This window comes from Bradyrhizobium sp. CFUWI, from assembly GCF_056429085.1.
On sequence record NZ_JBWJZE010000006.1, the window covers coordinates 275778 to 299646 of the forward strand.

The following is a 23869-nucleotide window of genomic DNA, read 5'->3' on the forward strand; positions in this document are numbered from 1 at the left end:
GATGCGCGGAACGTTCATGCCGCATTCAGGTCATGATTGGCAGGTTTGGATTGCGCGGTGCCGATGTGTTGCCAGATTTGACATGTCGAATCGCGTCCTCTGATTCATTGTGCGCCACGAGCGCCGCCCCCAAAGACTTGCCCCAAAAGACGAGAAGGAAGATCAAATGAAATATCTGTTCGCCGCCGCCATGCTGGCCAGCGCGGTCGTCGGTTTCGGCGAGGCGGCCAGCGCCGCCGAGGGTTGCGGCCGAGGGTTCTATCGCGGTCCCTATGGCCATTGCCGCCCGATGCGCGGCGCGGTCGTGGTGCGCCCCGCGCCCGTGGTGGTCGCCCCGCCGGTCGTCGTCGTGCCCCGCGCGCGCGTATGCCCCTATGGCTTCCGCTGGTACGCCGGCCGCTGCCGCCCGTTCTGATCTTTCTTCATCGCAACATGGCCGCGCGGCGAAAGCCTGCGCGGCCTTTTTTTCGTTTCAGGGTGCTGCCGGCGATTCGCCGCGAAACTGGAGCACCTCAAAATCGAAACGGGGACCGCCGGCTGCGATCCCCGTCCAATTTACTTCTCTGCCGCGGGCCTACCAGTAATGGCGACGGTGCCAGCGCCGGTAATGTCGGCGCCAATGACGGCGACGCCAGCCCCAGTGGCGGTGATGGCCATGCCAGTGCACCTGCTCGGGCGTCAGCTTCTCGGCTTCCTCGCTGGTGGTGACGGCAGCGTCGGGACTGCCCTCCGGCGTGCGGGCGGGATCAGCGACAGGAAGCGGCGACAGCGGCGCGGCCTGCGCGGTCGCAGCGAAGACGGCGGCGCCCGCCGTCACCCCCAAGGCAAGTTTCAAAAAGTTCCGGCGCTCCATGACATGTCCTCTAGGCTATCGAGCAAGTGATGCAGAGGAAGTGTCGCGGCCACGACCTGAACCAAGGCTGAATCGTGCGTTCAGACTCGCTGCGAAGCGACGGTTCGAAATGCTCTACGTCGAAAACTGCTGCGCCAGCACCATGGTCTCGCGCGAGCGCTTCACGTCGGGCCAGTCGCGGTTGAAATCGGCGACCAGCTTTTGCAGCGCGTCACCTTTCAGCATCGCCGCGAGCTTGGCCTCGTCATCGAACTGATACATCGCCTGGTGCAGCGAGGGATCATCGAGGCTCCAGAACCGCGACGCTCTGCTGACACCGAATGCCTTCACCGCATCGGGCAGATGTTCCGTCTCGTACCACCTGTCGAAGGCGGCGCGCTTTTCGGCGTCGGGGACAATGGCGCGGACGACGAAGAAGGCGGCAGGCATCGGATTTCCTCCTGTTGTTTGAACCCAGATTAACCGCTTGCGCCGCCGGCGACAAAAAGAGTTGGCACCGGTGTCGGAATGGGCGCCCCTCGTCCGTCCTTTGCTTCGAACCAGGACACGGAGACAGCAGATGGCCGACCTCACCCTCACCACTTTCGATTGGGTTCCCGAAGGGCCGCGTGGCCTCGTGCGCGACCTGCGCGTGCGCTGGGCCCTCGAAGAGGCCGCTCTGCCCTATCGCGTCGCCAGCGTGCCGTTCGACGATCGCGGGCCCGCGCACTTCGCGCACCAGCCGTTCGGCCAGGTGCCGTGGCTGACCGACGGCGACCTCTCGATCTTCGAGACCGGCGCGATCCTGCTGCATCTTGGCGAACGCAGCGAGAAGCTGATGCCCACAGGTCCGCGCGGTCGGGCCGAGACGACGAAATGGGTGTTCGCGGCGCTCAATTCGGTGGAGATGGCGAGCCTGCCCTGGGCAATCTCGAAATTCATGGGACATCCGACCGACACGGCGGCGTGGAAGTTCGTGGACGACTTCCTCAAGCTTCGGCTGAAGCATCTCGAACCGGTATTGGCTAGCCGCGAATGGCTGGCCGGTTCCTTCTCCGTCGCCGACATCTTGATGGCGGACGTGCTGCGCGTCGTCGATCAATTCGGCGGGCTGACGGACAGTCCTGCCTGCCGCGCCTACGTCGCGCGCGCCACCGGCCGTCCGCCGTTCATCAAGGCGCACGCCGACCAGTTGGCGCATTTCGCTGCGGCGGACAAGGCGCGCGAAACGTGATGCGCCTCACACAATCGATCCAGCGCCCGGCCTATAGTCGCCAGCACCGGACGGAAGCAATCGAAAGGTGACACATGGTCCGCATCGAATATCTCAAGCAACAGATCGCCCGCGCCGAGCGGCTGGCCAAAGCCATCCTCGACCGGCAGACCGCCGAGCGGCTGCAAGCCTTCGCCGCCGAATGCCGCACGGAATTGTCGGAGCTGACGCTCAAGACCGCCGCGTGAGACGTGCTGGCGCGCGTCACACCAGCTTCAGCGGCGCATCGGCAACGACGCGGAGGTCGATGCTGCCGATCAGCGCCGCACGCCGCGCCTCCGCAGCGCTGATAGCCTCGTCCGTCTGCCGCAACGTCGAGACGTTCGAGCCGAGCGAGACGATCCCGCCCAGCACCAGGGCGATCGAGCCGAGCGCGGCGGTCTGACCGAACCCGAACACGCCGAGGATCGTGACCACCAGCAGCGCGGCCCCGCCCCCGATCGCGATCTTGGACGCCAGGATGTACTTCCGGCAGCGCTCGGCGATCTCGGCGAGCCGCTCGATGCGATCTTCGATGTCGGAGATTTCGTCGGTCGGGTCGTCTTCAATCATCGGATTTGCGAGTGAACGGATCGGGGCACAAACGAACTTCGTTGATAGAGCACGCCACCGCCTAGGACACCGGCACGACGCATGCGGGGATAGGCCCAGGCGACATAGCGGGCTCGCGCGAAGAATCACCAGGGCTGGCCGGTACGTCGGAATCCTTTCCAACGCCGGGTAAGACCGTGACGCGAACAGCCACCCGATCCCGCCTTCGATCGGTGATCGCTTCGTAGCGCAGACTATCCGGCCCGCTGTAACCAGCTCGAGCCGAATAGAAAATGCTTATGCCGCGGACCCAGCGCCCGACACAAAATTGATCTCTTCCAGAGTCGCTCGCCACCTCGAAATCCTCAATGCGGTAACAGACGCTCCCATGTTCCGGTGTCTTCACGAGCAAGAGCCGGGGAAGCTCGACCGGCGCGCACGTATTGTCCGCGTCGGCGTAGCCTTCGATCACGGTCTCTTCCGACGTCCGGGCGGTGACGGTCATCTCGCTCTCTTGCGCGAAGCTCGAGATGTTCATCGTCAGGACTGCGGACAACACGCCCAATATCAGGTCGCACGATCCGATGGCGCGCCGCCATAATCTCGATCGACGACGCCGAATTGCCATGACGTTTCCCGCCCCCTCTACAACGGCAAATTGTCGTGCTTCTTCGCCGGCGCTTCCACCTTCTTGTCCTTCAGCATCGCCAGCGCGCGCGCGATGCGCTTGCGGGTCGAGTGCGGCATGATGACGTCGTCGATGTAGCCGCGCTCGGCGGCGATGAAGGGGGACAGGAAGCGGTCTTCGTATTCCTTGGTCCGGGCTGCGATCTTGTCGGGGTCGCCGATGTCGGAACGGAAGATGATCTCGACCGCGCCCTTGGCGCCCATCACCGCGATCTGGGCGGTCGGCCAGGCGTAGTTCATGTCGGCGCCGATTTCCTTGGAGGCCATGACGTCGAAGGCGCCGCCATAGGCCTTGCGGGTGATGACGGTGACCAGCGGCACGGTGCATTGCGAATAAGCGAACAGCAGCTTTGCGCCGTGCTTGATCAGGCCGCCATATTCCTGCGCGGTGCCGGGCAGGAAGCCCGGCACGTCGACGAAGGTGACGATCGGGATGTTGAAGGCGTCGCAGAAGCGGACGAAGCGTGCGGCTTTCCGCGATGCGTCGCTGTCGAGCACGCCGGCCAACACCATCGGCTGGTTGGCGACGAAGCCGACGGTGCGCCCCGCGATGCGGCCGAAGCCGGTGACGATGTTCTTGGCGAAGGCTTCCGCGATCTCGAAGAAGTCGCCCTCGTCCACGACCTTCAGGATCAGCTCCTTCATGTCGTAGGGCTTGTTCGGATTGTCGGGGATCAGCGTGTCGAGCGACATGTCGACGCGGCCGATGTCGTCGAAGCTCGGCCATTCCGGCACGCCGTCGGTGTTGTTGGACGGCAGGAAGTCGATCAGGCGGCGCATCTGCAGCAGCGTCTCGACGTCGTTCTCGAAGGCGCCGTCCGCGATCGAGGAGCGCGTGGCGTGCACCGAGGCGCCGCCGAGCTCTTCCGCGGTGACGACCTCGTTGGTGACGGTCTTCACGACGTCCGGGCCGGTGACGAACATGTAGCTGGTGTTCTTCACCATGAAGATGAAGTCGGTCATCGCAGGCGAATAGACGTCGCCGCCGGCGCAGGGGCCCATGATGACGGAGATCTGCGGGATCACGCCCGAGGCCAGCACGTTGCGGCGGAACACGTAGGAATAGCCGGCGAGCGCGGCGACGCCTTCCTGGATGCGGGCTCCGCCCGCGTCGTAGAGGCCGATGATGGGCGCCCTCGCCTTCATCGCCATGTCCTGGAGTTTTGTAATTTTCAGCGCGTGGGTCTCGGACAGCGAGCCGCCGAACACGGTGAAATCCTTGGCGAAGACGAAGGTCTTGCGGCCGTTGACGGTGCCCCAGCCGGTGACGACGCCGTCGCCGGGTACCTTTGTCTTCTCCATGCCGAACTCGGTGGAGCGGTGCTCGACGAACATGTCGAACTCCTCGAACGATCCCTTGTCGAGCAACAGCTCGATACGCTCGCGCGCCGTCAGCTTGCCGCGGGCGTGCTGCGCCTCGATGCGCTTCTCCCCGCCGCCGAGCTTGGCGCCGGCGCGACGATCTTCAAGGGCGTCCAGGATGTGTTTCATTTGCTCCCGCCAGTTCTTAAGTGATGGGCGGGTTCTAACACGGCATTTTGCGGCCCGGAAAGCCGCTTTCACCGTCGCAGGGCTGCCCTGCCGTAGCGGGAAAGCGCAAGGAATTACAAAGTTTTGCCCAGGAGGCGAGCGTGACGGAAGGAACGGCCGAGACGGGCGCTGCGACGGGCGGCGTCAACATCCTGCTGCGGCTGGAGGGCCTGACCCTGTTTGCAGGGATGGTGACGCTCTATGCGGCCTGGGACGGGTCGTGGCTGGTGTTTGCGCTGCTGTTCTTCGTGCCCGATCTGAGCTTCCTGGCCTACCTGTCCGACGCCCGGTTCGGCGCGATGGTCTACAACGCCGCCCACAGCTACATGGCGCCGGTGGCGCTGCTGACGCTGGGCTTCGCCCTCGCCTCGCCCCTCACTCTCTCCATCGCCTTGATCTGGCTCGCCCATATCGGCATCGACCGGGCACTCGGCTATGGCCTGAAATATTCCGCCGGGTTCGGCTTCACCCATCTGGGGCGGATCGGGCGGCAGAAGGATTCATGATCTCAAATTTGGCAGCCCGGCAGGTTGACCGGGCCGACCGATTCAGGCTTGCTCCGAGTCAGATCAGGCGCCGAATGTTGCGTGAGCCCAGTCGGTACGGCGGTGATCCCTGACTCCAGCATCTACCTACTGGCATCACCGAGATGTCCGCAACGGTCGTTCCCCTGCCGCCGAACCCATCGTCCGAAACCATCGACTTCCTGCGCCGCATGGCCGGCATGGTGTCGGGTCGGAACGGCGAGATGCTGCTGCGCGCAGCCAGCATGATCGAGACGCTGAGCCAGCGGGCGATGTCGGCCGAGCGGCTCTATCATCAGGCGCAGGAAGAGAGCACGCGCAATGCCGAGCTGCGCGAATCCGCCGAACTCGCCTCCGACGCCATGGTCGGCCAGATCGCGGCGCTGCGGGCGCAGCTCGCCGAGCTCACCGCCGCGACCGCAGCCGAGCGCGCCGCCTTCGATGCCGAGCGCGGCAAGCTGCTTGAGCTGATGCAGCATGCCGAGAGACATATCGGCAAGCTCACGACGGAGCTCGGCAGCTTGCGCGCCTCCGTCGACAGCTTCAACGAGACCGCGGTCTCGGTGCCGATCGAGGTGCTGCGGCTGGCGCGGTCGCAGTTCGATTATCTCTCGAGCGGCTTTGCCCGGCGCGGCGATCCGATCTCGCAGGCCATGAGTGAGATCGGCGGCTTCGCCATCGACCGGGCCCTGACGGCGAAGCCTGACCCTGCCTGAACGCCGCCCGGCGAGCGAAACAGGTGCTGCCGCGGTCTCGCAAGCGGGAGAGGGAGCGCACGACGCGAACGAACTGGAGCAGGTTGAGCAGCTGCTGATGGCTGCGTGGTGTTGCCACGGCGTCATCATAGCCGTGACATCGAAACCACTACAAGGCCGGGCGTCGGAAGCGATATCAGCTCGCGACAAGAACCCACGTCCGGAGAGAACAATGTTCGTCGATATCGATAGTGCCTCACTCGAAACGGCAGGCTCGAGCTTGCCCGGAGATCAACCCATCTTCATGCTCAATCTTCTCCGCTATCGGGATGAGGCCTTGTACCCGGACAAATCCGAGCTTCCGGCCTGTAGCGGCCGCGAAGCCTACTACGCGCGCTATGTCCCCGCATTTCGCAAGGTCGCGATCCCGCTAGGGGTCACGCCAACTTGGCTCGGATCTGTCGGAGCTCTGCTGGTGGCAGCGCAAGGCGAAGCCTGGCACGACGCCGCAATGGTCCGCTACCCCGACTTCGCGACCTTTCGCGCCATCGTCTCGAGCTCCGATTATCGGCGTGAGGCCGAGCCCCACCGCTTGGCCGCGCTCGCCGATTGGCGCCTGATTGCGACGACCGAGGTTCAGGTGCCGGGTTGAGTGCAATCGCGCGCATTGAGGTGGGCCGTGTGCGACGGGTCGCTTCTCCATCAAACCACACGGTCACGCTAAAGCGCGATGCGATTAGGATGGTTCGTTATCGCGCTTTAGGTTATTGTTTGAGCATGATCTTTCCGGAAAACCGCTTCACACTTTTCCGGATCATGCTCTAGATCGCGCCGATGTCGGCAAGGCAGGCTTGCGTCAGCGACATGCGCTCGCCGACGAGGCGCGGCTCCTTGCAATCCATGTTGAGCGCAAACACCGTGTGCGCCTCGCCCTTCTCGGCCCAGCCGACCATCCAGCCGAGCGACGGCTCGCCGCGCTCGGCGCCCAGGAGACCGGATTTGGCGCGGATGACGGCGTCGCCGACTTTGGTCACCGGCAGGATGTCGGCGACCAGATCCTGGCTGCGCTTTGAGACCGGCAGCGCGCGGCGGCGCAGCCGGTCGACGAAATCGATCTGCTCGACGGGATCGATGCGCAGGGCCCCCGTGAGCCAGAACTGGTCGATGCCGCCGCCGATGTCGCGGTTGCCGTAGTCGAACTCGTCGACATATTTCTGCATGCGCTCCTGGCCGATGCGGCGCGCGATCTCCTGATAGACCGGCACCGCGCTCACGGCGATCGCACTGCGCAGCGTGTGATCCTTGTTCCAGGCCTCGATGGGACGTTTCACGCCGTCCCACGGGAAGACGTCCTTGTCGGGGTCGGCGACCACGCCGGTCTCGAGCGCGATCAGCGAGTTCGGGATCTTGAACGTCGAGGCCGGCAGCTTGCCCTCGCCGGAGCGATCCTTGTCGCTGGCGACGACCAGATAGTCCTCCACCTTGTAGCCGACGAAAGTCCCCGATGTGCCGAGGTCGGTGAAGCGCTTTGCGAGACTGTCACGGATCTCGTTGCGCGGCGGGGCGACGTGAGCGAACGCGCGCCGCGGCAGGATGGCGGATGCGGCGAGAAGGCCGAGAGTGGAGCGGCGGGTCAGCAAGCGGGCCATCCTGAATTGAGAAACACGTCGGCACCATGGAGGCGCCACGTGGTGAAACGATGACGGGCTAAAGCATGATCCGGAAAAGTGCGCAGCGGTTTTCCGATAAGATCATGCTTAAACAACAACCTAAAGCGCGATGACGATTCATCCTAATCGCATCGCGCTTTAGCGCCCCCGGCCCGACAGCCGCAGCACGAACACCAGGACCTCGGCAACGGCCTTGTAGAGGTCGGGCGGGATCTCCTCGCCGAGCTCGACCTTGGACAGCGCACCGGCCAGGACCTCGTTTTCCTCGATCGGGATGTCGTGGGCCCTGGCGATCTCGACGATCTTTTCGCCGATCGTACCCTTGCCCTTGGCGACGACGACCGGCGCGCCCGAGCCCTTCTCGTAATGCAGCGCGATCGCGAGCTTGGACGGGTCGCTCATGTGGCGCGATCCAGAAAGTGGCCGGCGCGGGCCGGCGCCGGTTGCGGTGGCGTACCGTCGCCAACCAGGATGTCGCCGGGCTTGAGCTCGGCCCGCATCAGGGCCTGGCTGAGCTCACCGATGCCGGCGCGGAGCTGCTGCGCGGTGGCCGGCCGCTCGGCCCACATCCGCACGAAGGTCTTGTCGCCGCTCAGCGTGATCAGCGCGTGGACGGGGCCCGCCGGCTCGACATTGAGCGTGAAGCGCGCGCGCCAGGCCTGCTTGGCGGCATCGGCGGATTCGCCGGCGCCATCGCGCGAGATCTCGAACTGCGCCATCGCGGTGCCTTGCGGCGTTGCAAAGGGAATCTCGAAATTCCACTGCGGCACACTTGGATCAACGCGGTGACCGCTGGCGTCGGTGCGATCGGGAAGCGATGCGACCTGGAGCAGGGTCTGTCGCGCGATCGCGGCATCGGTCTCGTCGAGCAGCCGATGCACGGTCGCAGAGAGCGGCGTATCCGGCGCGAGCGAGGGCGAGGCGATGGATTGCGCCGATGGCAGCGCGCCACGGAACGGCGGCGGTGTCGCGCGCGCCGCCTCCTCGAAGATCTGACCGTCGGCCACCGCTTTGTTGGAGCCGGGAACATTGCCGGTCAGGCGCGGCAGGTTTTGCGTGGCCTCCTGGAGCAGGCTCGCGGCAAGGCCGGCGGACATGCGCGGCATCGCCGTTTGCGGCGCGCCGGCCGCCAGGTTGCCCAGCACCGCCGCTGCGAGATTGGCGTTGCGCAGCATTTGCGGCTGTTGGGCCATTTCGGGTGCGATCGACGGCGATACGGCGTGTGCGACCTCACCTGCCGGCTGAGCCGGCGCGGCGGCGACCTGCGGCGTCGCCGCGGTGATGGCCGGGATCGTGGCGCCCAGGCTCTGCGGCGCGGCCGTCCCGATCGTGGCCAAGGTCTGGCGCAACACCAGCAACGCCGCTTTCAAATCCGGAACGGCCCCGGACGACGTCGTGCCCGCAGCCAGCGAAGCCTCGAGGAACAGCCCCGACTTCTGGAAGGCGGATTCGATGTCGCCGCCGTCGAGCGCGGGGTCGAGCGGCGTCTGCTGTGCCAGCACGTCCAGCACCGCCTGCTTCAAGCCCGCCGGCAAATCGCTGCCGGTGACGACGGCCGCCAGATTGGCGAACAGCGGCGCCTGGCTGCCCTGCTTTGCCGCAGCCTCGGCCGAGGCCGCGGTGACGGCGACCTGCTCCAACGGCGTGAGCGTATTGCGCGGCGCGGTCGCGGACGGCGAGAGCGGCGGGCTTTCCACCAGCGAGGCAGCGCGAGGCGTGAGCGTAACCTGATCGGGCGTTGCCTCGCCTGCGCCGCTCATCACCGCAAGACGGATGGTGCCGTCGCTCTGCGACACCGCGAGCTGCAGATTCTGCCCCGGTGTCAGCGCCACTTCCGACATCACGTCCATCGAGAGGTTGGCGATCGCGATCCGCACCAGATTGTCGGCCATCACGCTGACGACGCGTGCGTCCACGACGCTGCCCGCCTGAAGGACGAGGTCAGGCGTCGTCGCGTCAGCCACAGGGCTGGCGGCACTGACGCGAACGATGGACGTGACCGGCGTCGGCATCTCAGGGGGCCCAAGGGAGCGCAGAAGGGAACACGGGAGGGAGCACGAGCCACCCTAACGCCTGCGTCGTAAACCTCTCGTTAAGGACCTCTGGCCAGGGGCGCCTTGACCGCCGCCAATACCGTCACGGCGGCCTCGAAATCGCGCAGGCGCGTGGCCCGGCGGGCGGCCGCCTCCTCGTCCACGCCCCAGTGCTCGGCGTTCCAGTCCTCATCGACATGGGCGGCGGCCCAGACCTGGCCGGCATCGCGCACGCCATGGGCCAGCGCCAAGGCCAGCAGCGCCGAACCGGTCAGGGTCGTCACCATGTGGAGAGCGGCGACCGACCAGGCGTCCTCGGGCAGCGCGGCACGCGCTGCCTTCAGCGCCTCGTCCGGCTGCTTCACGTGCATGACGCCCTCGGACAGGATGAAATGCGCCCCCAGCGCCTCCGCTGCCCAGAACAGCACGGGGTCCCAATGCGCCGCCTCGCGGGCGACGAGCCCTTCCGGATGGCCGGCGCGATAGAACAGCAAATCGGACTCGAAGTATTTCGCGAGATCATCGCTGACCAGCTCGACGCGGTCGACGACGCCCTCGACCACGCTATTGGCAATCCGCGTCAGCGGCATGCGCACCGGGTCGATGCTCTCGCCCTGGGCCGCCCATTCCGCGGCCACGGCATCGGCTAGCGTCCGCGGGGGGATCACCACCTGGCGGCCGGACGGCGTGCGGATCGGCCTGCCATCGAGCGTAACGGCAAAACCGCCCTCGGCATCGGCGACACCGGCCTCCTTGTAGAAGCGCTTGCGCAGCGGCGTGCGCGCGGACGCGCGCGCCGATTCCCGCGGATCCGGCGGGGGCTGGCTTGCTGCTTCTTCGAACAATTCACGCATCGGTTTTTCGATCCCTGTCGTTCGTCAAGTTACCGCCAACACCACAAGACAGATCGAGAGCCGTGTCATGGCGGACATGTCGTGCCTCCGCCCCCCGTTCAACCCGGCTATTCCTCCGGCGCGTTCTCGATCGGATCGAACCGGCTTGCATCGAGCCCGAGCAGATTCCACGATTGCTGCATGTGCGGCGGCAGCGGCGCGGTGGCGTCGATCACGCCGCCGCGCGGATGCGGGATGACGATGCGGCGTGCCAAGAGATGCAACCGGTTCTGCAGGCCGCCCGGCAGCTGCCAGTTCTCGATGTTGAAATATTTGGGATCGCCAACGATGGGATGGCCGATATGGGCCATGTGCGCGCGCAGCTGGTGGGTGCGGCCCGTCACAGGCTTCAGCGACACCCAGGTCAGCTTGTTGCCGGCGGTCTCGACCACCGCGTAATAGGTCACCGCGTGGCTCGCGCCATCGTCGCCGTGCTGGGCGATGCGCATGATGGTGTCGTCCTCGCTCTCCTCCTTGGCGAGGAACGTCGAGATGCGACCCTGCTTCGGCTTCGGCAGGCCCGGCACCAGCGCCCAATAGACTTTTCGCGCCGACCGCGAGCGGAACGCGCCGGTCAGATGCGAGGCCGCGAAGCGCGTCTTGGCGATCAACAGACAGCCCGACGTCTCGCGATCGATGCGGTGCACGAGGCGCGGCTTCTGGCCCTTGGCATCGCGCATCACCTCGAGCATCTGGTCGATGTGCCGCGTCATGCCGGAGCCGCCCTGCACGGCAAGGCCGGCCGGCTTGTTGAGGACGAGAACGTCGTCGTCCTCGTAGATCGTCATCTCCTTCAGCGCCTTCAGCGTCTTCTGCGCAGCTTCCGAGAGCTCGCCGACGACCTTCGGCGCATCGAGCTTCAGCGGCGGGATGCGGACGCTCTGCCCCTCCTCGAGGCGGTCCTTGCTGTCGACGCGCTTGCCGTCGACGCGCAGCTCGCCTTTGCGGACGACGCGCTGGATATGGGAGAACGACAGCCCGGGAAAGCGCGCCTCGAGGAAGCGGTCGACACGCATGTTGTTCTCGTCCGCCGTCACCTTGACGGTCTGGACCTTGGTCGGCAGCAGCGGTTCGATGGATTTTTCCGGCGCGAACGTTTCCGGCGCAGCGGCTTTTGCCACGCGCCGCTCGGTCCGCTCCGCCGCGAGACGGGGCGGCTTGCCCCCAGGCTTGCCGCCCGGCCGCGACGTTGCCTTTGATGAGCCGCGCGCCTGATACGGACGTGCCTCCTTGCGCTCATCGCGCTCCCGAGGCTTCGGGTTCATTCTCTTGATGCGACGGCTCATACGGTCTTTCCAAGCTTGCGTGTCGATTGCGCGCTGGCGCGGCGTGGCAGCGACGCAAGTTGCGCGCCCACCTCCTCCGCCAACCGCAACTCATATTGCTGTTGCAGGTTCATCCAGAATTGCGGGCTGGTGCCGAACCAGTGACCCAGCCGCAGCGCCGTGTCAGCGGTGATGCCGCGCTGCCCGTTGATGATCCCGGTGATGCGATTGACCGGCACGTCGATCTGACGCGACAGCTCAGCGGCGGTGATGCCGAGCTCGCGTAGCTCTTCAACAAGCTGTTCGCCGGGATGAACGGGCGTCCCGCGCGCGATCACTCCGGATGAAAGCAACGTCATACCAATTCGACTTTCAGCGTCCGTCCCACAGCGCTCGCGGCGCGCTGCAAGGTATCAAGCGTCACGGAGGGCGTCGTTGGATCAAGGAGTCTGTCAAGTTGCCGACGACTCGTCTTCATACGTTCCGCCATCGCCGTCTTCGTAATTCCTTGCGTCTTCATTGCTTCCGTTAGTTGCTCGGCTATGAGTTCCTTGATGGCGCGCTCCTCACACGCACCAAGTATACCTTGCTCAGCAAGAAATTCGTCGAACGTCTCTTCGCTTACGTGCGCTTTTCTCTTCGCCATTACGTCACCTCTCGTCTGCGCTTCAGCGCGAGGTCGAGATCCTGCTTTGGTACCTTTCGTGTCTTCTTGACGAAGCCATGAAGCAGAATCATCTGGCCGCCTTCCAGACAGAAGATCACTCGCGCAATTCGGTTTCTGTCGAGATCACTCCGGACCTCCCACAATCCATCTCCCAGCGGAGCGCAATGCGGGCGCCCTATGGGCCAACCGAATTCGACTTTCTGAATATCCTTCCCGACAGTTCGACGATCTTCCGCAGGCAATTCCAATATCCACTCGCGAACAGGATTTCGACCTGTCGAGCTGACGTAAAATCTCGCGGGAAGCTTCTTCGTGCGATCGATCATCCGGCCGCATTCATGTGTCATTTTTGACACGCAAATGCAAGCCTTCGTTTGGCGCCGGAGACCCTACTTCCCGCCCCGCTCCTTGCGCAGCTTGGCCCAGTAATCCAGCCGCTTCCGGATCTCGCGCTCGAAGCCGCGCTCCGGCGGGTCGTAGAAGGTCTGGCGGCCCAGGGCTTCCGGAAAATAGTCCTGGCCGGAGAAGGCCTCGGGGGCGTCGTGGTCGTATTCGTAAGCTGCGCCGTAGCCTTCCGACTTCATCAGCTTGGTCGGGGAGTTGAGGATGTGCTTTGGCGGCAGCAGCGAACCGGCCTGTTTGGCAACCTGCATCGCCGTGCCGAAGGCGGTGTAGACCGCGTTCGATTTCGGTGCGGTGGCGAGATAGACCACGGCCTGCGCGATGGCGAGCTCGCCTTCGGGATGGCCGAGGAAGTCGAAGGCATCCTTGGCCGCGTTGGCGATGACGAGCGCCTGCGGGTCGGCCAGCCCGATGTCCTCGACCGCCATGCGCACGACGCGGCGGGCCAGGAACAACGGGTCCTCGCCGGCGTCCAGCATCCGCGCGAGATAGTACAGCGCCGCATCGGGATCGGAGCCGCGCACCGACTTATGCAGCGCCGAGATCAGGTTGTAATGGCCGTCCGCCGACTTGTCGTAGATCGGGGCGCGGCGCTGCAGGATCTCCTGCAATTGCGCGGCATTGAAGATCTCGTCCGCCCGCGCCGAGCGCCAGACCTCTTCGGCGAGCGTCAGTGAGGCCCGGCCATCGCCGTCGGCCATGCGCACCAGCACGGCGCGCGCCTCTGCGTCGAGCGGCAGCTTCCTGCCCTCGACCGCCTCGGCGTGCGCGAACAGTTTTTCGATCGCGGCCGCGTCGAGCGAGCGAAACACCAGGACGCGCGCGCGCGACAGAAGCGCCGCGTTGAGCTCGAAGGACGGGTTCTCGGTGGTGGCGCCCACCATCACCACCGTGCCGTCCTCCATCACGGGCAGAAACGAATCCTGCTGGGCACGGTTGAATCTGTGGACCTCGTCGACGAACAACAGCGTGCCCTTGCCCATCTCGCGGCGGGCGCGCGCCGCGTCGAAGGCTTTCTTCAGATCGGCGACGCCGGAGAACACCGCGGAGATCTGCTCGAAATGCAGGTCAGTCGCATCCGCCAAGAGCCGCGCCACCGTGGTCTTGCCGGTGCCGGGCGGTCCCCAGAACACCAGCGAGCCCAGCGTGCGCGTTTCCAGCATACGCGTCAGCGCACCATCGGGGCCGAGGATATGGTCCTGGCCGACGACCTCCGACAGTACGCGCGGGCGCAACCGATCCGGCAGCGGATGCGGCGCATCGTGGTCGAGCCCCGCCGCGGCAAAGAGCGTTGGCGTCTCTTGTGGTCGCTTCGGACTCATCCGCCCAGCGTGACGTTGATCTGCTGGCCGCCGCGCACCAGCGTGATACGCCAGATCCGCTGACGCTCGCCTGCGGCCTTCTCGAGATCTCCGGTCTTGCTGATCTTCTGGTTGTTGACGGCCAGGATGATGTCGCCCTTCTGGAAGCCGACATTCGCAGCCGTGCTGTCGCCGCCGAGGTCGGTGATCACGACGCCTTCGGTGTCCGCGTCGAGACGCAGCTCGTCGGCGACCGCCGGGGTGATGGTCGAAACCTTCGCGCCCTGGAACGGCGAACGCGCGGTGACGACGAGCTCGTTGCGTCCCGTATCGGGCGCAGTCTCCAGCGCAACCGTCAGCTTCAGCGGCTTGCCGCCACGTTGCACGTCGATCTGCGCGGAGCCGCCGAGCAGACGGGTGGCGAAGCGATAATCGAAGGCATTGGGATCGTCCACCGTCTGGCCGTCGATCCCGGTGATGAGATCGGAAGATTTCAGACCGGCCTTCGCCGCAGGGCCATTCGACACCACGCTCGCGACCAGCGCACCGGTCGGCGAACGCAGGCCGAGACTCTCGGCGATCTCGGGCGTCACCGCCTGCAACTTTGCCCCCAACCATGGCCGCTTGACCGCCTTACCGCCGCTCTTGGCGGAGGCGACGACGACGCGCACCATGTTGGCGGGAATTGCAAAGCCGATGCCTTGCGAGCCGCCGGAGCGCGAGTAGATCGCGGTGTTGATGCCGGCGAGCCGGCCGTTCATGTCGACCAGCGCACCGCCGGAATTGCCGGGATTGATCGCCGCATCGGTCTGGATGAAGAACTGGTAGTCGGTGATCCCGACCTGCGTGCGCGCAAGCGCCGAGATGATGCCGTGGGTGACGGTCTGGCCGACGCCGAAGGGATTGCCGATCGCGAGCACGACGTCGCCGACCAGCAGCTCATCGGAATTGGTGAATTCGAGCGCCGGAAACTTCTCCTTCAAATCTTTCAGGCGCAGCACCGCAAGATCGGTGCGGGAATCCTTCAGCACGATCTCGGCCTCGAACTCGCGCTTGTCCGACAGCGACACCTTCACCTGGTCGGCGCCTTCGATGACATGGACGTTGGTGACGACGAGGCCGGACGTATCGACGATGACACCGGAGCCGAGCGAGCGCTGCACTTGCTCGGGCTGCTGGCCCGGCACACCGAAGAAGCGGCGGAAGATCGGATCGTCCAGCAGCGGATTGCGGTTCTGCACCACCTTGGCGGCATAGACGTTGACCACAGCCGGCTGAACCTTTTGCACGATCGGCGCATAGGACAGCCGCAGCTCGGCCGGCGAGGACGGGACGCGGCGGTCCTGCGCTGAGGCCGGATTGAAATGGGCCGAAAAGGCTATGCACAAGGCCGTGACGGCGGCGGTCCAGGTCGATCGAAACATTCCTACCTCTTGGAAAAGACGCCGGAATATAGGCGCGTTCGCCCCTCAATAGAAGGGCGCGGGGTGGCAATATTCGGCCTCATTCCGACGGCTCGAGCCCCTCGCCAGGCGTGCGAAACGACAACTTGCCGGCGGCGCGGATTGGCATGACACGCATCAATCTTGCATGCTCGCTCTCGGCAGATTCGGTTGCGACGAATTTGCATCAGCGGGAACCAGCGCAACCGAGGCTCGCCGTCGCGGGGCAGTCATCGACCGTTCTTAGGCTCTGCGCTGACGACTTGGGGAAGTTGGTCCAACCGATGGAGTGATGACGTGAGCAGGACAAGAATTACAGCCACGGCGATTGGTCTCGCCGGCGCCCTGGCAGCCTCGCAGGCTCAGGCCCAATCGGCGAGCAGCAGCGAGCAGGAGATCGCGCTGCTGAAGCAGCAGTTGAAGCTGCTGGAGCAGAAGCTCGACAAGCTCCAGAATCAAACCGCGGCGAACACGGCGGCCGCGGCCAAAGCCAGGGCCGAAGCGAAGGCTGAAGCGAAGGCCGAGGCGCGCTCGGAGGCAAAGGCCGTCGTTGCCAACGCCAATGCCGCGATTCCCGTCAAAGGGCCGGCCCCGGCATCCGGCGTCGTCGTGACGATGCCGAACAACCGCCCGACGATCTGCACCGCCGACCAGGCCAATTGCGTCGCCATCACCAGCCGCCTGCATTGGGATGTCGGCGGCTACGACTATCGCCCCAACACCGCGGCCACCGTGCCGCAGAAGCTCGACAGCGGCCAGAACGTCCGCCGTGCGCGCATCGGCGTCACCGGCAAGTTCTTCAACGACTGGAACTTCGCGCTGGTCTACGATTTCGGCGGCTCCTCCGACGGGTTTGGCGGGACGGCTCCGGGATCGCTGCCGGGCGGCGGCGTCTCCGGTGTCGAGAACGCCTATCTCAGCTACACCGGCCTGAAACCGTTCGGCGGGCGGATGGCGATCGAGGCGGGCATCATGGACCTGCCCTACACCATGGACGAGGCCACCAGCTCCAACGACATCATGTTCATGGAGCGTGCCTCACCGGGCGTGATCGCGACCAACATCGCCGCCGGCGACTTCCGCTCCGCGGCCGGCACACGCTGGTACAACGACCAGCTCTGGATCGGCGGCTATGTCACGGGACCGTCGACCGGCGCGATCCACTCCGCCTCGAGCGCTGCCCCCGCGGGCACGAGCGAGCAGTATGGCGCGGTGGCGCGCGTCGCCGGCAATCCCATCAGCGGCAAGGACTATTCGGTGCACATCGGCGCCAACGCGCAATGGCTGATCCAGCCGCCGCGCAACCTCATCGCCAACACGCAGACATTGACGCTCAGCGATCGCCCCGAACTGCGGCTTGATCCAACGACGCTGGTCTCGACAGGCGCGATGGCCAACGTCTCGGGCGCGCAGGTCTATAGCGTCGAGGCGGCCGCAACCTACGGGCCGCTCATCGTCCAGGGCGAGTACTTCTGGTACAATGTCGACCGCACCGCCAACACCGGCGTGCCGCTGGTCGGCGCGCCCAGCCTGAAATTCCAGGGCGGATATGCGCAGGCCGGCTACGTGCTGACGGGCGAAGGCCGGACCTACAACGCCGCCAACGCCGCCTATCACGGCGTCAAGCCGGCGCATCCGTTCTCGCTCGACGGCGGCGGCTGGGGCGCGTGGGAAATCGCGGGGCGGTTCTCGACGATCGACCTCAATGACCAGCTCGCAACCGTGACCGGCGTCGCCGGCGGCCGGCAGACCGTCTACACCCTCGCGCTCAACTGGTACGTCAACGGCAATGTCCGCTTCATGCTGGACTATCTGCACGGCACCGTGTCACGACAGGCCTCGCCGGTCTCCACCGCCGATGTCGGCTCGAAGTTCGACGCGGTCGCGATGCGGACGCAGTTCGCATTCTGAGGCTCACCTTTTCCGGGAGCGTACGATCCGCTCCCGGAAAACTCACGCCGCGCGCTTCGGCTTTTTCACCACGACCGGCTCAGGCGCGCAGGACAGCCGCTCCTGATGGCTCTCGCCCCAGGCCTTCAGGGTGTCGATGACCGGCTTGAGGCTCTCGCCGAGCTCGGAGAGGCAGTACTCCACCCGCGGCGGCACCTCGGCATAGACCTTGCGGATGACGAGCTTGTCCTCCTCCAGAGCGCGCAGCTGTTTTGTCAGCATGCGCTGGGTGATGCCGGGCATCCGGCGGCGCAATTCGCCGAAGCGCTGGGTGCCGCTCTGCAGGTGATAGAGGATCACGCCCTTCCACTTGCCGTCGATCAGGTCCAGCGTCGCCTCGACCGAGCAGCCGGGACGACGGGCAAAATTGCGCCGTTTCATGCGTCTTTCCCAATAGTATCCAAACGGGGACTATATCCCCGAATTTACAGTACTTGCCAAGTCGGAGCCAGAGCGACAGTTAGGACGGCAGGCGAGCAAGCCATCTGATGGAGACAAGCCATGAAGGCCGTCGGCTACAAGAAATCGCTTCCGATCGAGGACGCGGATTCGCTGTTCGATTTCGAGACCGCAAAACCGGAGCCCAAAGGGCGCGACATCCGCGTCGCCGTGAAGGCGATCTCGGCCAATCCGGTCGATTACAAGGTGCGCAAGCGCGCAGCCCCGCCCGAGGGCGAGACCAAGATCCTGGGCTATGACGCAGCCGGCGTGGTCGATGCCGTCGGGCCCGAGGTTACGTTGTTCAAGCCGGGCGACGAGGTGTTCTACGCCGGCTCGATCCTGCGCCAGGGCACCAACGCCGAATTCCACCTGGTCGATGAGCGCATCGTCGGCAACAAGCCGAAGAGCCTGTCATTCGCGCAAGGAGCCGCCCTTCCCCTCACCTCCATCACCGCCTGGGAATTGCTGTTCGATCGGCTCGGCGCGGTACCCGGCAAGAGCGTCGATCCGCGCACGCTCCTGATCACGGGCGGCGCCGGCGGCGTCGGCTCGATCCTGATCCAACTTGCCCGCCGCCTCACCGGGCTGACGGTACTTGCCACCGCGACGCGGCCGGAGTCGCAGAAATGGTGCCTCGATCTCGGCGCTCATGCGGTGATCGACCACGGCAAGCCGATGAAGGACCAGATCGAGAAGTTGAAGCTGCCGCCGGTCGCGCTGGTGGCGAGCCTCACCTTCACCGATCAGCACTACAAGGCGATCGCGGACTTCATGGCACCGCAGGGCAAGTTCGGCCTGATCGACGATCCGCCGGAATTCACCATGAGCACGTTCAAGGGCAAGGCGATCTCGGTGCACTGGGAATCGATGTTCACCCGCTCCTCGTTCCAGACGGCGGACATGATCGCGCAGCATCATCTGCTGAACGACGTCGCCGACCTCATCGACAAGGGCGTGCTGCGCACCACGCTCGACCAGACCTTCGGCACGATCAACGCCGCCAATCTCAAGCGCGCGCATGCGCTGCTCGAGAGCGGCAAATCGCGCGGCAAGATCGTGCTGGAGGGGTGGTAGGCGAAGGATTCGCAGGGTGGGCAAAGGCGCACTTGCGCCGTGCCCACCACCTCTCTCGGTCGCCAAAAGTGTGTGGGCACGCTGTCGCTTTGCCCACCCTACGGCAGCGACGCTTCCGCCACCCCCTCGACGAACAGCAGCCGCCGCTCCAGCGCCGTCTGACGCAACTTCAGCGCCTCGGCATATTCCGGCGAGGCGTACCATTCCTTCAGCCTCGCCATCGACGGAAATTCGACGATGACGATCGCCTTCGCCGGGAGGTTGCCTTCGGCAAGCTCGGCCTTGCCGCCACGGACGAGATAACGTCCGCCGTACCGCTCGATCGTCTTCGCGGCGAGCGTGCGATAGGCTGCAAATCCGTCGGGATCGCGCATCTCGACTTCGGAGATCACATAGGCTGTCATGCGCGGCCTCAGGCAATGGTGTTGACGATGCCGCCTTCTGCGCGCAGCGCCGCGCCGTTGGTGGCGGATGCCTGCTTCGAGGCGACGTAGACCACCATGTTGGCGATCTCGTCGACGCCGGCGAAACGCTGAAGCAGAGAGCTCGGACGGTGCTGCTTGACGAAATTGGCAGCGGCCTCGTCCACCGACTGTCCGTTCTGCCTGGCGAGATCCTTCACGAAAGTCTCGACACCCTCCGACATGGTCGGGCCCGGCAGCACGGAGTTGACGGTGACACCGGTGCCACGGGTGAGCTGCGCCAGGCCGCGGGCGACCGAGAGCTGCGCCGTCTTGGTCATGCCGTAATGGATCATCTCGACGGGAATGTTGAGGCCGGACTCCGAGGAGATGAAGACGATGCGGCCCCAATTGCGCTCGAGCATGCCCTTCATGTAGGCCCGCGACAGCCGCACGCCGCTCATGACGTTGACCTCGAAGAAGCGGCTCCAGTCCTCGTCGGGAATGTCGAAGAAGTCCTTCGGCTCGAAGATGCCGGCATTGTTGACGAGGATGTCGACGTCCGGCAGTGCCGCAACCAGCGTCTTGCAGCCCGCAGCAGTCGAGACGTCGGCGGCGATGCCGCGGACCTTGGCGCCCGTCCCTTCCAGCTTGCGCACGGCGGCATCGACCTTGTCCTGGCCGCGGCCGTTGATCACGACGCTGGCGCCGGAGGCCGCCAGGCCTTTGGCGATGGCATGGCCGATGCCCGCGGTCGAGCCGGTCACCAGGGCGGTTTTTCCCGAGAGGTCGATGTTCATGTAATATCTCCATCAGATCGATGCCGGGGATATCGGACGCGATGGACCGGCTCGCAATCGGCGCTCACCAATCAGTGAGACGATCGGGAGCTGTTCCGCCTCGGCCCGAGTGCAGGTGGAATGAATATTGCTAAACCGGACCCGAGCATCTGCGCTCATGCGAACACGGAAGGACCATGCGATGAAGAGAACCGCCCTCACTGTTGCGCTCGGGTTGCTCGGCCTGATGGGCAGCAATTCGCTCGCGCCGGCGCAAGCGGTCTATCCGGACAAAGCCCTGCAATTGATCGTCCCTTTCCCGCCCGGCGGCGCCTCCGACGTGGTGGCGCGCATCATCGGCGGCGATCTGGAGACGCGGCTCGGCAAGCCCGTGATCATCATGAACCGCCCCGGCGGCGGCACCACGATTGCGGCCAAGGAAGTGGCGCGAGCGGCGCCGGACGGATACACCCTGTTCTTCAGCTCGAACTCGAGCTTCACGCTGCCGGCAGCCGTCAAGGAAAGCGTGCCCTACGACGCGGCCAAGGATTTCGAGCCACTCGGCCAGGTCGGCAAAATCACGTTGGTACTGGTCACCTACAAGGACAATCCGGTCAAGGACGTGGCTGCGCTCGTCGCCGAGGCCAAGGCCAATCCCGACAAGCTCTCGCTGGCGTCTTTCGGCGTCGCGACCGTCTCGCACTTTGCCGGCGAGCTGTTCAAATCGGCGGCCGGGATCAAGATGGTCCACCTGCCCTACAAGGGCAGCGCGCCGGCGATGAACGACCTCATCGGCAAGCACATCCAGTACCACGTCGACACCGTGATCGCGGTCAAGCCGCAGATCGAGGCGGGCGCCGTCAAGGTGCTCGCCGTGTTCTCGGCCAAGCGCACGCCGTTCCTGCCTGACGTGCCGACGCTCGCCGAGCTCGGCTATGGCAACATCGACTTCGCCTCATGGGGCGCCGTGGTCACTCCCAAGGGCCTGCCGCCGGCCGTTCACGACAAGCTCTCGGCAACGCTGGAGGAGACGATCAAAAATCCCTCCGTGGCCGAGCGCTTCGCCAAGGTCGGCTTCGAGCCCGGCTTCGCGCGTTTCGGCGATTGGGCGGGAGCGATCGGCAAGGAGACCGCAGAAATGAAGGACATCGCGCAAAAGGCGGGGATCAAGGAGGAATAGTCCCGCGCATCTGCGCGGTCCCAGAAACAAAAACGGCGCCCGAGGGCGCCGTTTTCAATCCATAACCACCGAACGGCTTACGCCGCCTCGGCTTCCTTTTCCTGCACGGGCCCGGAATCCTGACCCTTGGCATCGACGTCGCGGTCGACGAACTCGATCACGGCCATCGCGGCGTTGTCGCCGTAGCGGAAGCCGGCCTTGATGATGCGGGTGTAGCCGCCCTGACGGTCCTTGTAGCGGGTCGCCAGCGTGTCGAAGAGCTTCTTGACCATGTCGACGTCGCGCAGCTCCGAGATCGCCTGGCGGCGCAGCGACAGGCCGCCCTTCTTGCCGAGGGTGACGAGCTTCTCGACGATCGGTCGGAGCTCCTTGGCCTTCGGCAGCGTGGTGACGATCTGCTCGTGCTTGATCAGCGCGGCCGCCATGTTGGCGAACATCGCCTTGCGATGCTCGGCCGTACGGTTGAGCTTCCGATGAACCTTGCCGTGACGCATGTGAGTAAGTCCTTACGTTAAAACTGCCGCGACGGTTCGTCGGACATGTTGCTCAGGTGGGCTGCCTGCGTTCGCCCGGATAGCGAGTAGTGAATGGCGAGTAGCGAGTTGTATTCGCTATTCGCCACTCCCCATTCGCCAAACTCAGTAATGATCCTCGAAGCGCTTGGCGAGCTCGTCGATGTTCTCCGGCGGCCAGCCCGGCACTTCCATGCCGAGATGCAGACCCATCTGGGCCAGCACTTCCTTGATCTCGTTCAGCGACTTGCGGCCGAAGTTCGGGGTGCGGAGCATTTCGGCTTCGCTCTTCTGCACGAGGTCGCCGATATAGACGATGTTGTCGTTCTTCAGGCAGTTGGCCGAACGCACCGACAGCTCGAGCTCGTCCACCTTCTTGAGGAAGGCCGGGTTGAAGGCGAGGTCCGGAATGATCTCCTGGGCGACTTCCTTGCGCGGCTCTTCGAAGTTGACGAACACGTTGAGCTGGTCCTGCAGGATGCGGGCAGCGTAAGCCACCGAGTCATCCGGCGAGATCGCACCGTTGGTCTCGATCGTCATGGTCAGCTTGTCGTAGTCGAGGATCTGGCCCTCGCGGGTGTTCTCGACCTTGTAGGAGACCTTGCGGACCGGCGAGTAGAGGCTGTCGACCGGGATCAGGCCGATCGGCGCATCCTCGGGACGGTTGCGCTCGGCGGGCACGTAGCCCTTGCCGGTGGCGACCGTGAACTCCATGCGGATCTCGGCGCCCTCGTCGAGGGTGCAGATCTGCAGGTCCGGGTTGAGCACGACGACGTCGCCGACGGTCTGGATGTCACCGGCGGTGACGACGCCGGGGCCCTGCTTCTTCACGACCATGCGCTTGGGGCCTTCGCCCTGCATCTTGATCGAGATGTCCTTGATGTTCAGCACGATGTCGGTGACGTCCTCACGGACGCCCGCGATCGAGGAGAACTCGTGCAGCACGCCGTCGATGTGCACCGACTGCACCGCCGCGCCCTGGAGCGAGGATAGCAGGATGCGGCGCAGGGCGTTGCCGAGCGTCTGGCCGAAGCCGCGCTCGAGCGGCTCGGCGACGATCGTCGCGAAACGCGAGGAATCGCTGCCGGGCGTCACCTGGAGCTTGTTCGGCCGAATCAGTTCTTGCCAATTTTTCTGGATCGTCACTGTTTCACCCATACAGGCCAGCCAATTTGAGGCATCAAATACTGGCGTTGGAGAAAGGCCGCAGAGCATTCCTGCGGCTTCTTGCAAAGTCATTGCGGGCGCCGATGCGCCCGCAACTCGTAAAAATCAAACGCGACGACGCTTGCGCGGACGGCAACCGTTGTGCGGGATCGTGGTCACGTCGCGGATCGAGGTGACGGTGAAGCCGGCGGCCTGAAGCGCACGGAGCGCCGATTCGCGGCCCGAACCGGGACCGGCGACTTCGACTTCCAGCGTGCGCATGCCGTGCTCCTGCGCCTTCTTGGACACGTCCTCGGCGGCAACCTGCGCCGCGTACGGGGTCGACTTGCGCGAGCCCTTGAAGCCCATCGTGCCGGCGGAGGACCAGGCAATCGTGTTGCCCTGCGCGTCGGTGATGGTGATGGTCGTGTTGTTGAACGACGAGTTCACATGCGCGACGCCGGAGGCGATGTTCTTGCGCTCACGACGACGAACGCGGGTGGCTTCCTTGCCCATTGAGTCCCTTTCCTGAAGATCTCAAACGCCGCCGTAATGCCAGCGGCTACACCTGTGGAAGCAAATAGTGAGTAGCGAATGGCGAATAGGGATGCTCCCTACTCGCCATTCGCCATTCCCTATTC

30 protein-coding genes are annotated in these 23869 nt (G+C 65.0%); 9 read left to right on the forward strand and 21 right to left on the reverse strand.

Going from position 1 to position 23869, the window contains the following annotated elements:
- The first annotated feature begins 166 nt into the window (after positions 1-166).
- Positions 167-415, forward strand: a complete 249-nt coding sequence (locus tag AC066S_RS15935) for a GCG_CRPN prefix-to-repeats domain-containing protein (RefSeq protein WP_126258131.1) — start codon at positions 167-169, stop codon at positions 413-415.
- A 159-nt stretch (positions 416-574) separates the two neighbouring features.
- On the opposite strand, the gene AC066S_RS15940 is transcribed toward AC066S_RS15935, so the two are convergent.
- On the reverse strand, positions 575-853 hold the full coding sequence (locus AC066S_RS15940) for a twin-arginine translocation signal domain-containing protein (RefSeq protein WP_126258130.1): 279 nt from the start codon (positions 851-853) through the stop codon (positions 575-577).
- 114 nt (positions 854-967) lie between these two features.
- A complete protein-coding gene (locus AC066S_RS15945; RefSeq protein WP_126258129.1) occupies positions 968-1282 on the reverse strand; it encodes a hypothetical protein in 315 nt (104 codons plus the stop codon).
- Between the two features lie 130 nt (positions 1283-1412).
- Between AC066S_RS15945 and AC066S_RS15950 the strand changes: the two genes are divergently transcribed.
- Together AC066S_RS15950 and AC066S_RS15955 are read left to right on the forward strand one after the other, a co-directional pair.
- Entirely contained in the window at positions 1413-2066 is a 654-nt protein-coding gene (locus AC066S_RS15950) for a glutathione S-transferase family protein (RefSeq protein WP_478270145.1), read from the forward strand.
- A 74-nt stretch (positions 2067-2140) separates the two neighbouring features.
- Positions 2141-2293 carry a hypothetical protein gene (locus AC066S_RS15955; RefSeq protein ID WP_164718673.1) on the forward strand — a complete coding sequence of 51 codons (153 nt, stop codon included), beginning with the start codon at positions 2141-2143 and terminating at the stop codon, positions 2291-2293.
- A 16-nt stretch (positions 2294-2309) separates the two neighbouring features.
- Here AC066S_RS15955 and AC066S_RS15960 read toward each other — a convergent pair whose 3' ends face one another.
- From AC066S_RS15960 to AC066S_RS15970, 3 genes are all read right to left on the reverse strand, one after another.
- Positions 2310-2657 carry a hypothetical protein gene (locus AC066S_RS15960; protein WP_135169894.1) on the reverse strand — a complete coding sequence of 116 codons (348 nt, stop codon included), beginning with the start codon at positions 2655-2657 and terminating at the stop codon, positions 2310-2312.
- Between the two features lie 61 nt (positions 2658-2718).
- Positions 2719-3141, reverse strand: a complete 423-nt coding sequence (locus AC066S_RS15965) for a hypothetical protein (protein ID WP_478270146.1) — start codon at positions 3139-3141, stop codon at positions 2719-2721.
- A 140-nt stretch (positions 3142-3281) separates the two neighbouring features.
- Positions 3282-4814 carry an acyl-CoA carboxylase subunit beta gene (locus AC066S_RS15970; protein ID WP_028136994.1) on the reverse strand — a complete coding sequence of 511 codons (1533 nt, stop codon included), beginning with the start codon at positions 4812-4814 and terminating at the stop codon, positions 3282-3284.
- Positions 4815-4954: 140 nt separating this feature from the next.
- Here AC066S_RS15970 and AC066S_RS15975 point away from each other — a divergent pair, with 140 nt between their 5' ends.
- The 3 genes from AC066S_RS15975 to AC066S_RS15985 all read left to right on the forward strand — a co-directional run bounded on the left by AC066S_RS15975 (position 4955) and on the right by AC066S_RS15985 (position 6724).
- Complete coding sequence (locus AC066S_RS15975; protein WP_126258125.1) at positions 4955-5359, forward strand: DUF4260 domain-containing protein; 405 nt, start codon at positions 4955-4957, stop codon at positions 5357-5359.
- A 143-nt stretch (positions 5360-5502) separates the two neighbouring features.
- A complete protein-coding gene (locus AC066S_RS15980; RefSeq protein ID WP_478270147.1) occupies positions 5503-6093 on the forward strand; it encodes a hypothetical protein in 591 nt (196 codons plus the stop codon).
- Between the two features lie 283 nt (positions 6094-6376).
- Complete coding sequence (locus AC066S_RS15985) at positions 6377-6724, forward strand: DUF1330 domain-containing protein (RefSeq protein ID WP_478270148.1); 348 nt, start codon at positions 6377-6379, stop codon at positions 6722-6724.
- A gap of 169 nt (positions 6725-6893) precedes the next feature.
- Here the strand turns inward: AC066S_RS15985 and blaOXA are convergent, their stop codons facing one another.
- The 10 genes from blaOXA to AC066S_RS16035 all read right to left on the reverse strand — a co-directional run bounded on the left by blaOXA (position 6894) and on the right by AC066S_RS16035 (position 15727).
- Positions 6894-7712 (reverse strand): class D beta-lactamase, encoded by an 819-nt coding sequence (gene blaOXA, locus AC066S_RS15990; protein WP_478270149.1) that lies wholly within the window; start codon positions 7710-7712, stop codon positions 6894-6896.
- Between the two features lie 168 nt (positions 7713-7880).
- Complete coding sequence (locus tag AC066S_RS15995; RefSeq protein WP_126258121.1) at positions 7881-8144, reverse strand: EscU/YscU/HrcU family type III secretion system export apparatus switch protein; 264 nt, start codon at positions 8142-8144, stop codon at positions 7881-7883.
- Entirely contained in the window at positions 8141-9754 is a 1614-nt protein-coding gene (gene fliK, locus AC066S_RS16000; protein ID WP_478270150.1) for a flagellar hook-length control protein FliK, read from the reverse strand. Before fliK ends, AC066S_RS15995 begins: the two co-directional genes overlap by 4 nt.
- 80 nt (positions 9755-9834) lie before the next feature.
- Complete coding sequence (locus AC066S_RS16005; protein ID WP_478270151.1) at positions 9835-10629, reverse strand: ATP12 family chaperone protein; 795 nt, start codon at positions 10627-10629, stop codon at positions 9835-9837.
- A 107-nt stretch (positions 10630-10736) separates the two neighbouring features.
- Positions 10737-11954: an RluA family pseudouridine synthase gene (locus AC066S_RS16010; RefSeq protein WP_478270152.1), complete on the reverse strand. Its 1218-nt coding sequence runs from the start codon at positions 11952-11954 to the stop codon at positions 10737-10739.
- On the reverse strand, positions 11951-12292 hold the full coding sequence (locus tag AC066S_RS16015) for a HigA family addiction module antitoxin (protein WP_478270153.1): 342 nt from the start codon (positions 12290-12292) through the stop codon (positions 11951-11953). The genes AC066S_RS16010 and AC066S_RS16015 overlap by 4 nt, the downstream gene beginning before the upstream one ends.
- A complete protein-coding gene (locus AC066S_RS16020; protein WP_028137002.1) occupies positions 12289-12579 on the reverse strand; it encodes a helix-turn-helix domain-containing protein in 291 nt (96 codons plus the stop codon). The genes AC066S_RS16015 and AC066S_RS16020 overlap by 4 nt, the downstream gene beginning before the upstream one ends.
- Positions 12579-12926 carry a type II toxin-antitoxin system RelE/ParE family toxin gene (locus tag AC066S_RS16025; protein WP_478270154.1) on the reverse strand — a complete coding sequence of 116 codons (348 nt, stop codon included), beginning with the start codon at positions 12924-12926 and terminating at the stop codon, positions 12579-12581. Before AC066S_RS16025 ends, AC066S_RS16020 begins: the two co-directional genes overlap by 1 nt.
- Positions 12927-12989: 63 nt before the next feature.
- Positions 12990-14324 (reverse strand): replication-associated recombination protein A, encoded by a 1335-nt coding sequence (locus tag AC066S_RS16030; protein ID WP_478270155.1) that lies wholly within the window; start codon positions 14322-14324, stop codon positions 12990-12992.
- Positions 14321-15727 (reverse strand): DegQ family serine endoprotease, encoded by a 1407-nt coding sequence (locus AC066S_RS16035; protein ID WP_478270156.1) that lies wholly within the window; start codon positions 15725-15727, stop codon positions 14321-14323. Before AC066S_RS16035 ends, AC066S_RS16030 begins: the two co-directional genes overlap by 4 nt.
- 315 nt (positions 15728-16042) lie before the next feature.
- Here AC066S_RS16035 and AC066S_RS16040 point away from each other — a divergent pair, with 315 nt between their 5' ends.
- A complete protein-coding gene (locus AC066S_RS16040) occupies positions 16043-17656 on the forward strand; it encodes an OprO/OprP family phosphate-selective porin (protein ID WP_126258117.1) in 1614 nt (537 codons plus the stop codon).
- Between the two features lie 42 nt (positions 17657-17698).
- On the opposite strand, the gene AC066S_RS16045 is transcribed toward AC066S_RS16040, so the two are convergent.
- A complete protein-coding gene (locus AC066S_RS16045) occupies positions 17699-18076 on the reverse strand; it encodes a winged helix-turn-helix transcriptional regulator (protein WP_126258116.1) in 378 nt (125 codons plus the stop codon).
- A gap of 120 nt (positions 18077-18196) precedes the next feature.
- Here AC066S_RS16045 and AC066S_RS16050 point away from each other — a divergent pair, with 120 nt between their 5' ends.
- Positions 18197-19210 carry a zinc-binding alcohol dehydrogenase family protein gene (locus AC066S_RS16050; protein WP_126258115.1) on the forward strand — a complete coding sequence of 338 codons (1014 nt, stop codon included), beginning with the start codon at positions 18197-18199 and terminating at the stop codon, positions 19208-19210.
- Between the two features lie 98 nt (positions 19211-19308).
- Here AC066S_RS16050 and AC066S_RS16055 read toward each other — a convergent pair whose 3' ends face one another.
- The gene (locus tag AC066S_RS16055; RefSeq protein ID WP_135169883.1) at positions 19309-19614 is read right to left on the reverse strand and encodes a DUF1330 domain-containing protein; all 306 of its coding nucleotides are present in this window, start codon (positions 19612-19614) and stop codon (positions 19309-19311) included.
- Positions 19615-19622: 8 nt separating this feature from the next.
- Complete coding sequence (locus AC066S_RS16060) at positions 19623-20411, reverse strand: SDR family NAD(P)-dependent oxidoreductase (protein ID WP_135166009.1); 789 nt, start codon at positions 20409-20411, stop codon at positions 19623-19625.
- A gap of 181 nt (positions 20412-20592) precedes the next feature.
- On the opposite strand from AC066S_RS16060, the gene AC066S_RS16065 reads away from it, so the two are divergent.
- Positions 20593-21570, forward strand: coding sequence for a Bug family tripartite tricarboxylate transporter substrate binding protein (locus AC066S_RS16065; RefSeq protein WP_126258112.1), 978 nt, complete (start codon positions 20593-20595; stop codon positions 21568-21570).
- 77 nt (positions 21571-21647) lie between these two features.
- Here the strand turns inward: AC066S_RS16065 and rplQ are convergent, their stop codons facing one another.
- The 3 genes from rplQ to rpsK form a co-directional block, all read right to left on the reverse strand.
- Positions 21648-22064, reverse strand: a complete 417-nt coding sequence (gene rplQ, locus AC066S_RS16070) for a 50S ribosomal protein L17 (RefSeq protein ID WP_025036979.1) — start codon at positions 22062-22064, stop codon at positions 21648-21650.
- Between the two features lie 144 nt (positions 22065-22208).
- Positions 22209-23240: a DNA-directed RNA polymerase subunit alpha gene (locus tag AC066S_RS16075; protein WP_049820165.1), complete on the reverse strand. Its 1032-nt coding sequence runs from the start codon at positions 23238-23240 to the stop codon at positions 22209-22211.
- Positions 23241-23354: 114 nt separating this feature from the next.
- On the reverse strand, positions 23355-23744 hold the full coding sequence (gene rpsK, locus AC066S_RS16080; protein WP_007603045.1) for a 30S ribosomal protein S11: 390 nt from the start codon (positions 23742-23744) through the stop codon (positions 23355-23357).
- Between the last annotated feature and the right edge of the window lie 125 nt (positions 23745-23869).

What these genes read in the sequence shown, in the direction of transcription:
- AC066S_RS15935 (WP_126258131.1), top strand. Translation starts at nt 167, where the DNA reads ATGAAATATCTGTTCGCCGCCGCCATGCTGGCCAGCGCGGTCGTCGGT.
- AC066S_RS15940 (WP_126258130.1), bottom strand. Translation starts at nt 853, where the DNA reads ATGGAGCGCCGGAACTTTTTGAAACTTGCCTTGGGGGTGACGGCGGGC.
- AC066S_RS15945 (WP_126258129.1), bottom strand. Translation starts at nt 1,282, where the DNA reads ATGCCTGCCGCCTTCTTCGTCGTCCGCGCCATTGTCCCCGACGCCGAA.
- AC066S_RS15950 (WP_478270145.1), top strand. Translation starts at nt 1,413, where the DNA reads ATGGCCGACCTCACCCTCACCACTTTCGATTGGGTTCCCGAAGGGCCG.
- AC066S_RS15955 (WP_164718673.1), top strand. Translation starts at nt 2,141, where the DNA reads ATGGTCCGCATCGAATATCTCAAGCAACAGATCGCCCGCGCCGAGCGG.
- AC066S_RS15960 (WP_135169894.1), bottom strand. Translation starts at nt 2,657, where the DNA reads ATGATTGAAGACGACCCGACCGACGAAATCTCCGACATCGAAGATCGC.
- AC066S_RS15965 (WP_478270146.1), bottom strand. Translation starts at nt 3,141, where the DNA reads ATGACCGTCACCGCCCGGACGTCGGAAGAGACCGTGATCGAAGGCTAC.
- AC066S_RS15970 (WP_028136994.1), bottom strand. Translation starts at nt 4,814, where the DNA reads ATGAAACACATCCTGGACGCCCTTGAAGATCGTCGCGCCGGCGCCAAG.
- AC066S_RS15980 (WP_478270147.1), top strand. Translation starts at nt 5,503, where the DNA reads ATGTCCGCAACGGTCGTTCCCCTGCCGCCGAACCCATCGTCCGAAACC.
- AC066S_RS15985 (WP_478270148.1), top strand. Translation starts at nt 6,377, where the DNA reads ATGCTCAATCTTCTCCGCTATCGGGATGAGGCCTTGTACCCGGACAAA.
- AC066S_RS15995 (WP_126258121.1), bottom strand. Translation starts at nt 8,144, where the DNA reads ATGAGCGACCCGTCCAAGCTCGCGATCGCGCTGCATTACGAGAAGGGC.
- fliK (WP_478270150.1), bottom strand. Translation starts at nt 9,754, where the DNA reads ATGCCGACGCCGGTCACGTCCATCGTTCGCGTCAGTGCCGCCAGCCCT.
- AC066S_RS16005 (WP_478270151.1), bottom strand. Translation starts at nt 10,629, where the DNA reads ATGCGTGAATTGTTCGAAGAAGCAGCAAGCCAGCCCCCGCCGGATCCG.
- AC066S_RS16010 (WP_478270152.1), bottom strand. Translation starts at nt 11,954, where the DNA reads ATGAGCCGTCGCATCAAGAGAATGAACCCGAAGCCTCGGGAGCGCGAT.
- AC066S_RS16015 (WP_478270153.1), bottom strand. Translation starts at nt 12,292, where the DNA reads ATGACGTTGCTTTCATCCGGAGTGATCGCGCGCGGGACGCCCGTTCAT.
- AC066S_RS16020 (WP_028137002.1), bottom strand. Translation starts at nt 12,579, where the DNA reads ATGGCGAAGAGAAAAGCGCACGTAAGCGAAGAGACGTTCGACGAATTT.
- AC066S_RS16025 (WP_478270154.1), bottom strand. Translation starts at nt 12,926, where the DNA reads ATGATCGATCGCACGAAGAAGCTTCCCGCGAGATTTTACGTCAGCTCG.
- AC066S_RS16030 (WP_478270155.1), bottom strand. Translation starts at nt 14,324, where the DNA reads ATGAGTCCGAAGCGACCACAAGAGACGCCAACGCTCTTTGCCGCGGCG.
- AC066S_RS16035 (WP_478270156.1), bottom strand. Translation starts at nt 15,727, where the DNA reads ATGTTTCGATCGACCTGGACCGCCGCCGTCACGGCCTTGTGCATAGCC.
- AC066S_RS16045 (WP_126258116.1), bottom strand. Translation starts at nt 18,076, where the DNA reads ATGAAACGGCGCAATTTTGCCCGTCGTCCCGGCTGCTCGGTCGAGGCG.
- AC066S_RS16050 (WP_126258115.1), top strand. Translation starts at nt 18,197, where the DNA reads ATGAAGGCCGTCGGCTACAAGAAATCGCTTCCGATCGAGGACGCGGAT.
- AC066S_RS16055 (WP_135169883.1), bottom strand. Translation starts at nt 19,614, where the DNA reads ATGACAGCCTATGTGATCTCCGAAGTCGAGATGCGCGATCCCGACGGA.
- AC066S_RS16060 (WP_135166009.1), bottom strand. Translation starts at nt 20,411, where the DNA reads ATGAACATCGACCTCTCGGGAAAAACCGCCCTGGTGACCGGCTCGACC.
- AC066S_RS16065 (WP_126258112.1), top strand. Translation starts at nt 20,593, where the DNA reads ATGAAGAGAACCGCCCTCACTGTTGCGCTCGGGTTGCTCGGCCTGATG.
- rplQ (WP_025036979.1), bottom strand. Translation starts at nt 22,064, where the DNA reads ATGCGTCACGGCAAGGTTCATCGGAAGCTCAACCGTACGGCCGAGCAT.
- AC066S_RS16075 (WP_049820165.1), bottom strand. Translation starts at nt 23,240, where the DNA reads ATGGGTGAAACAGTGACGATCCAGAAAAATTGGCAAGAACTGATTCGG.
- rpsK (WP_007603045.1), bottom strand. Translation starts at nt 23,744, where the DNA reads ATGGGCAAGGAAGCCACCCGCGTTCGTCGTCGTGAGCGCAAGAACATC.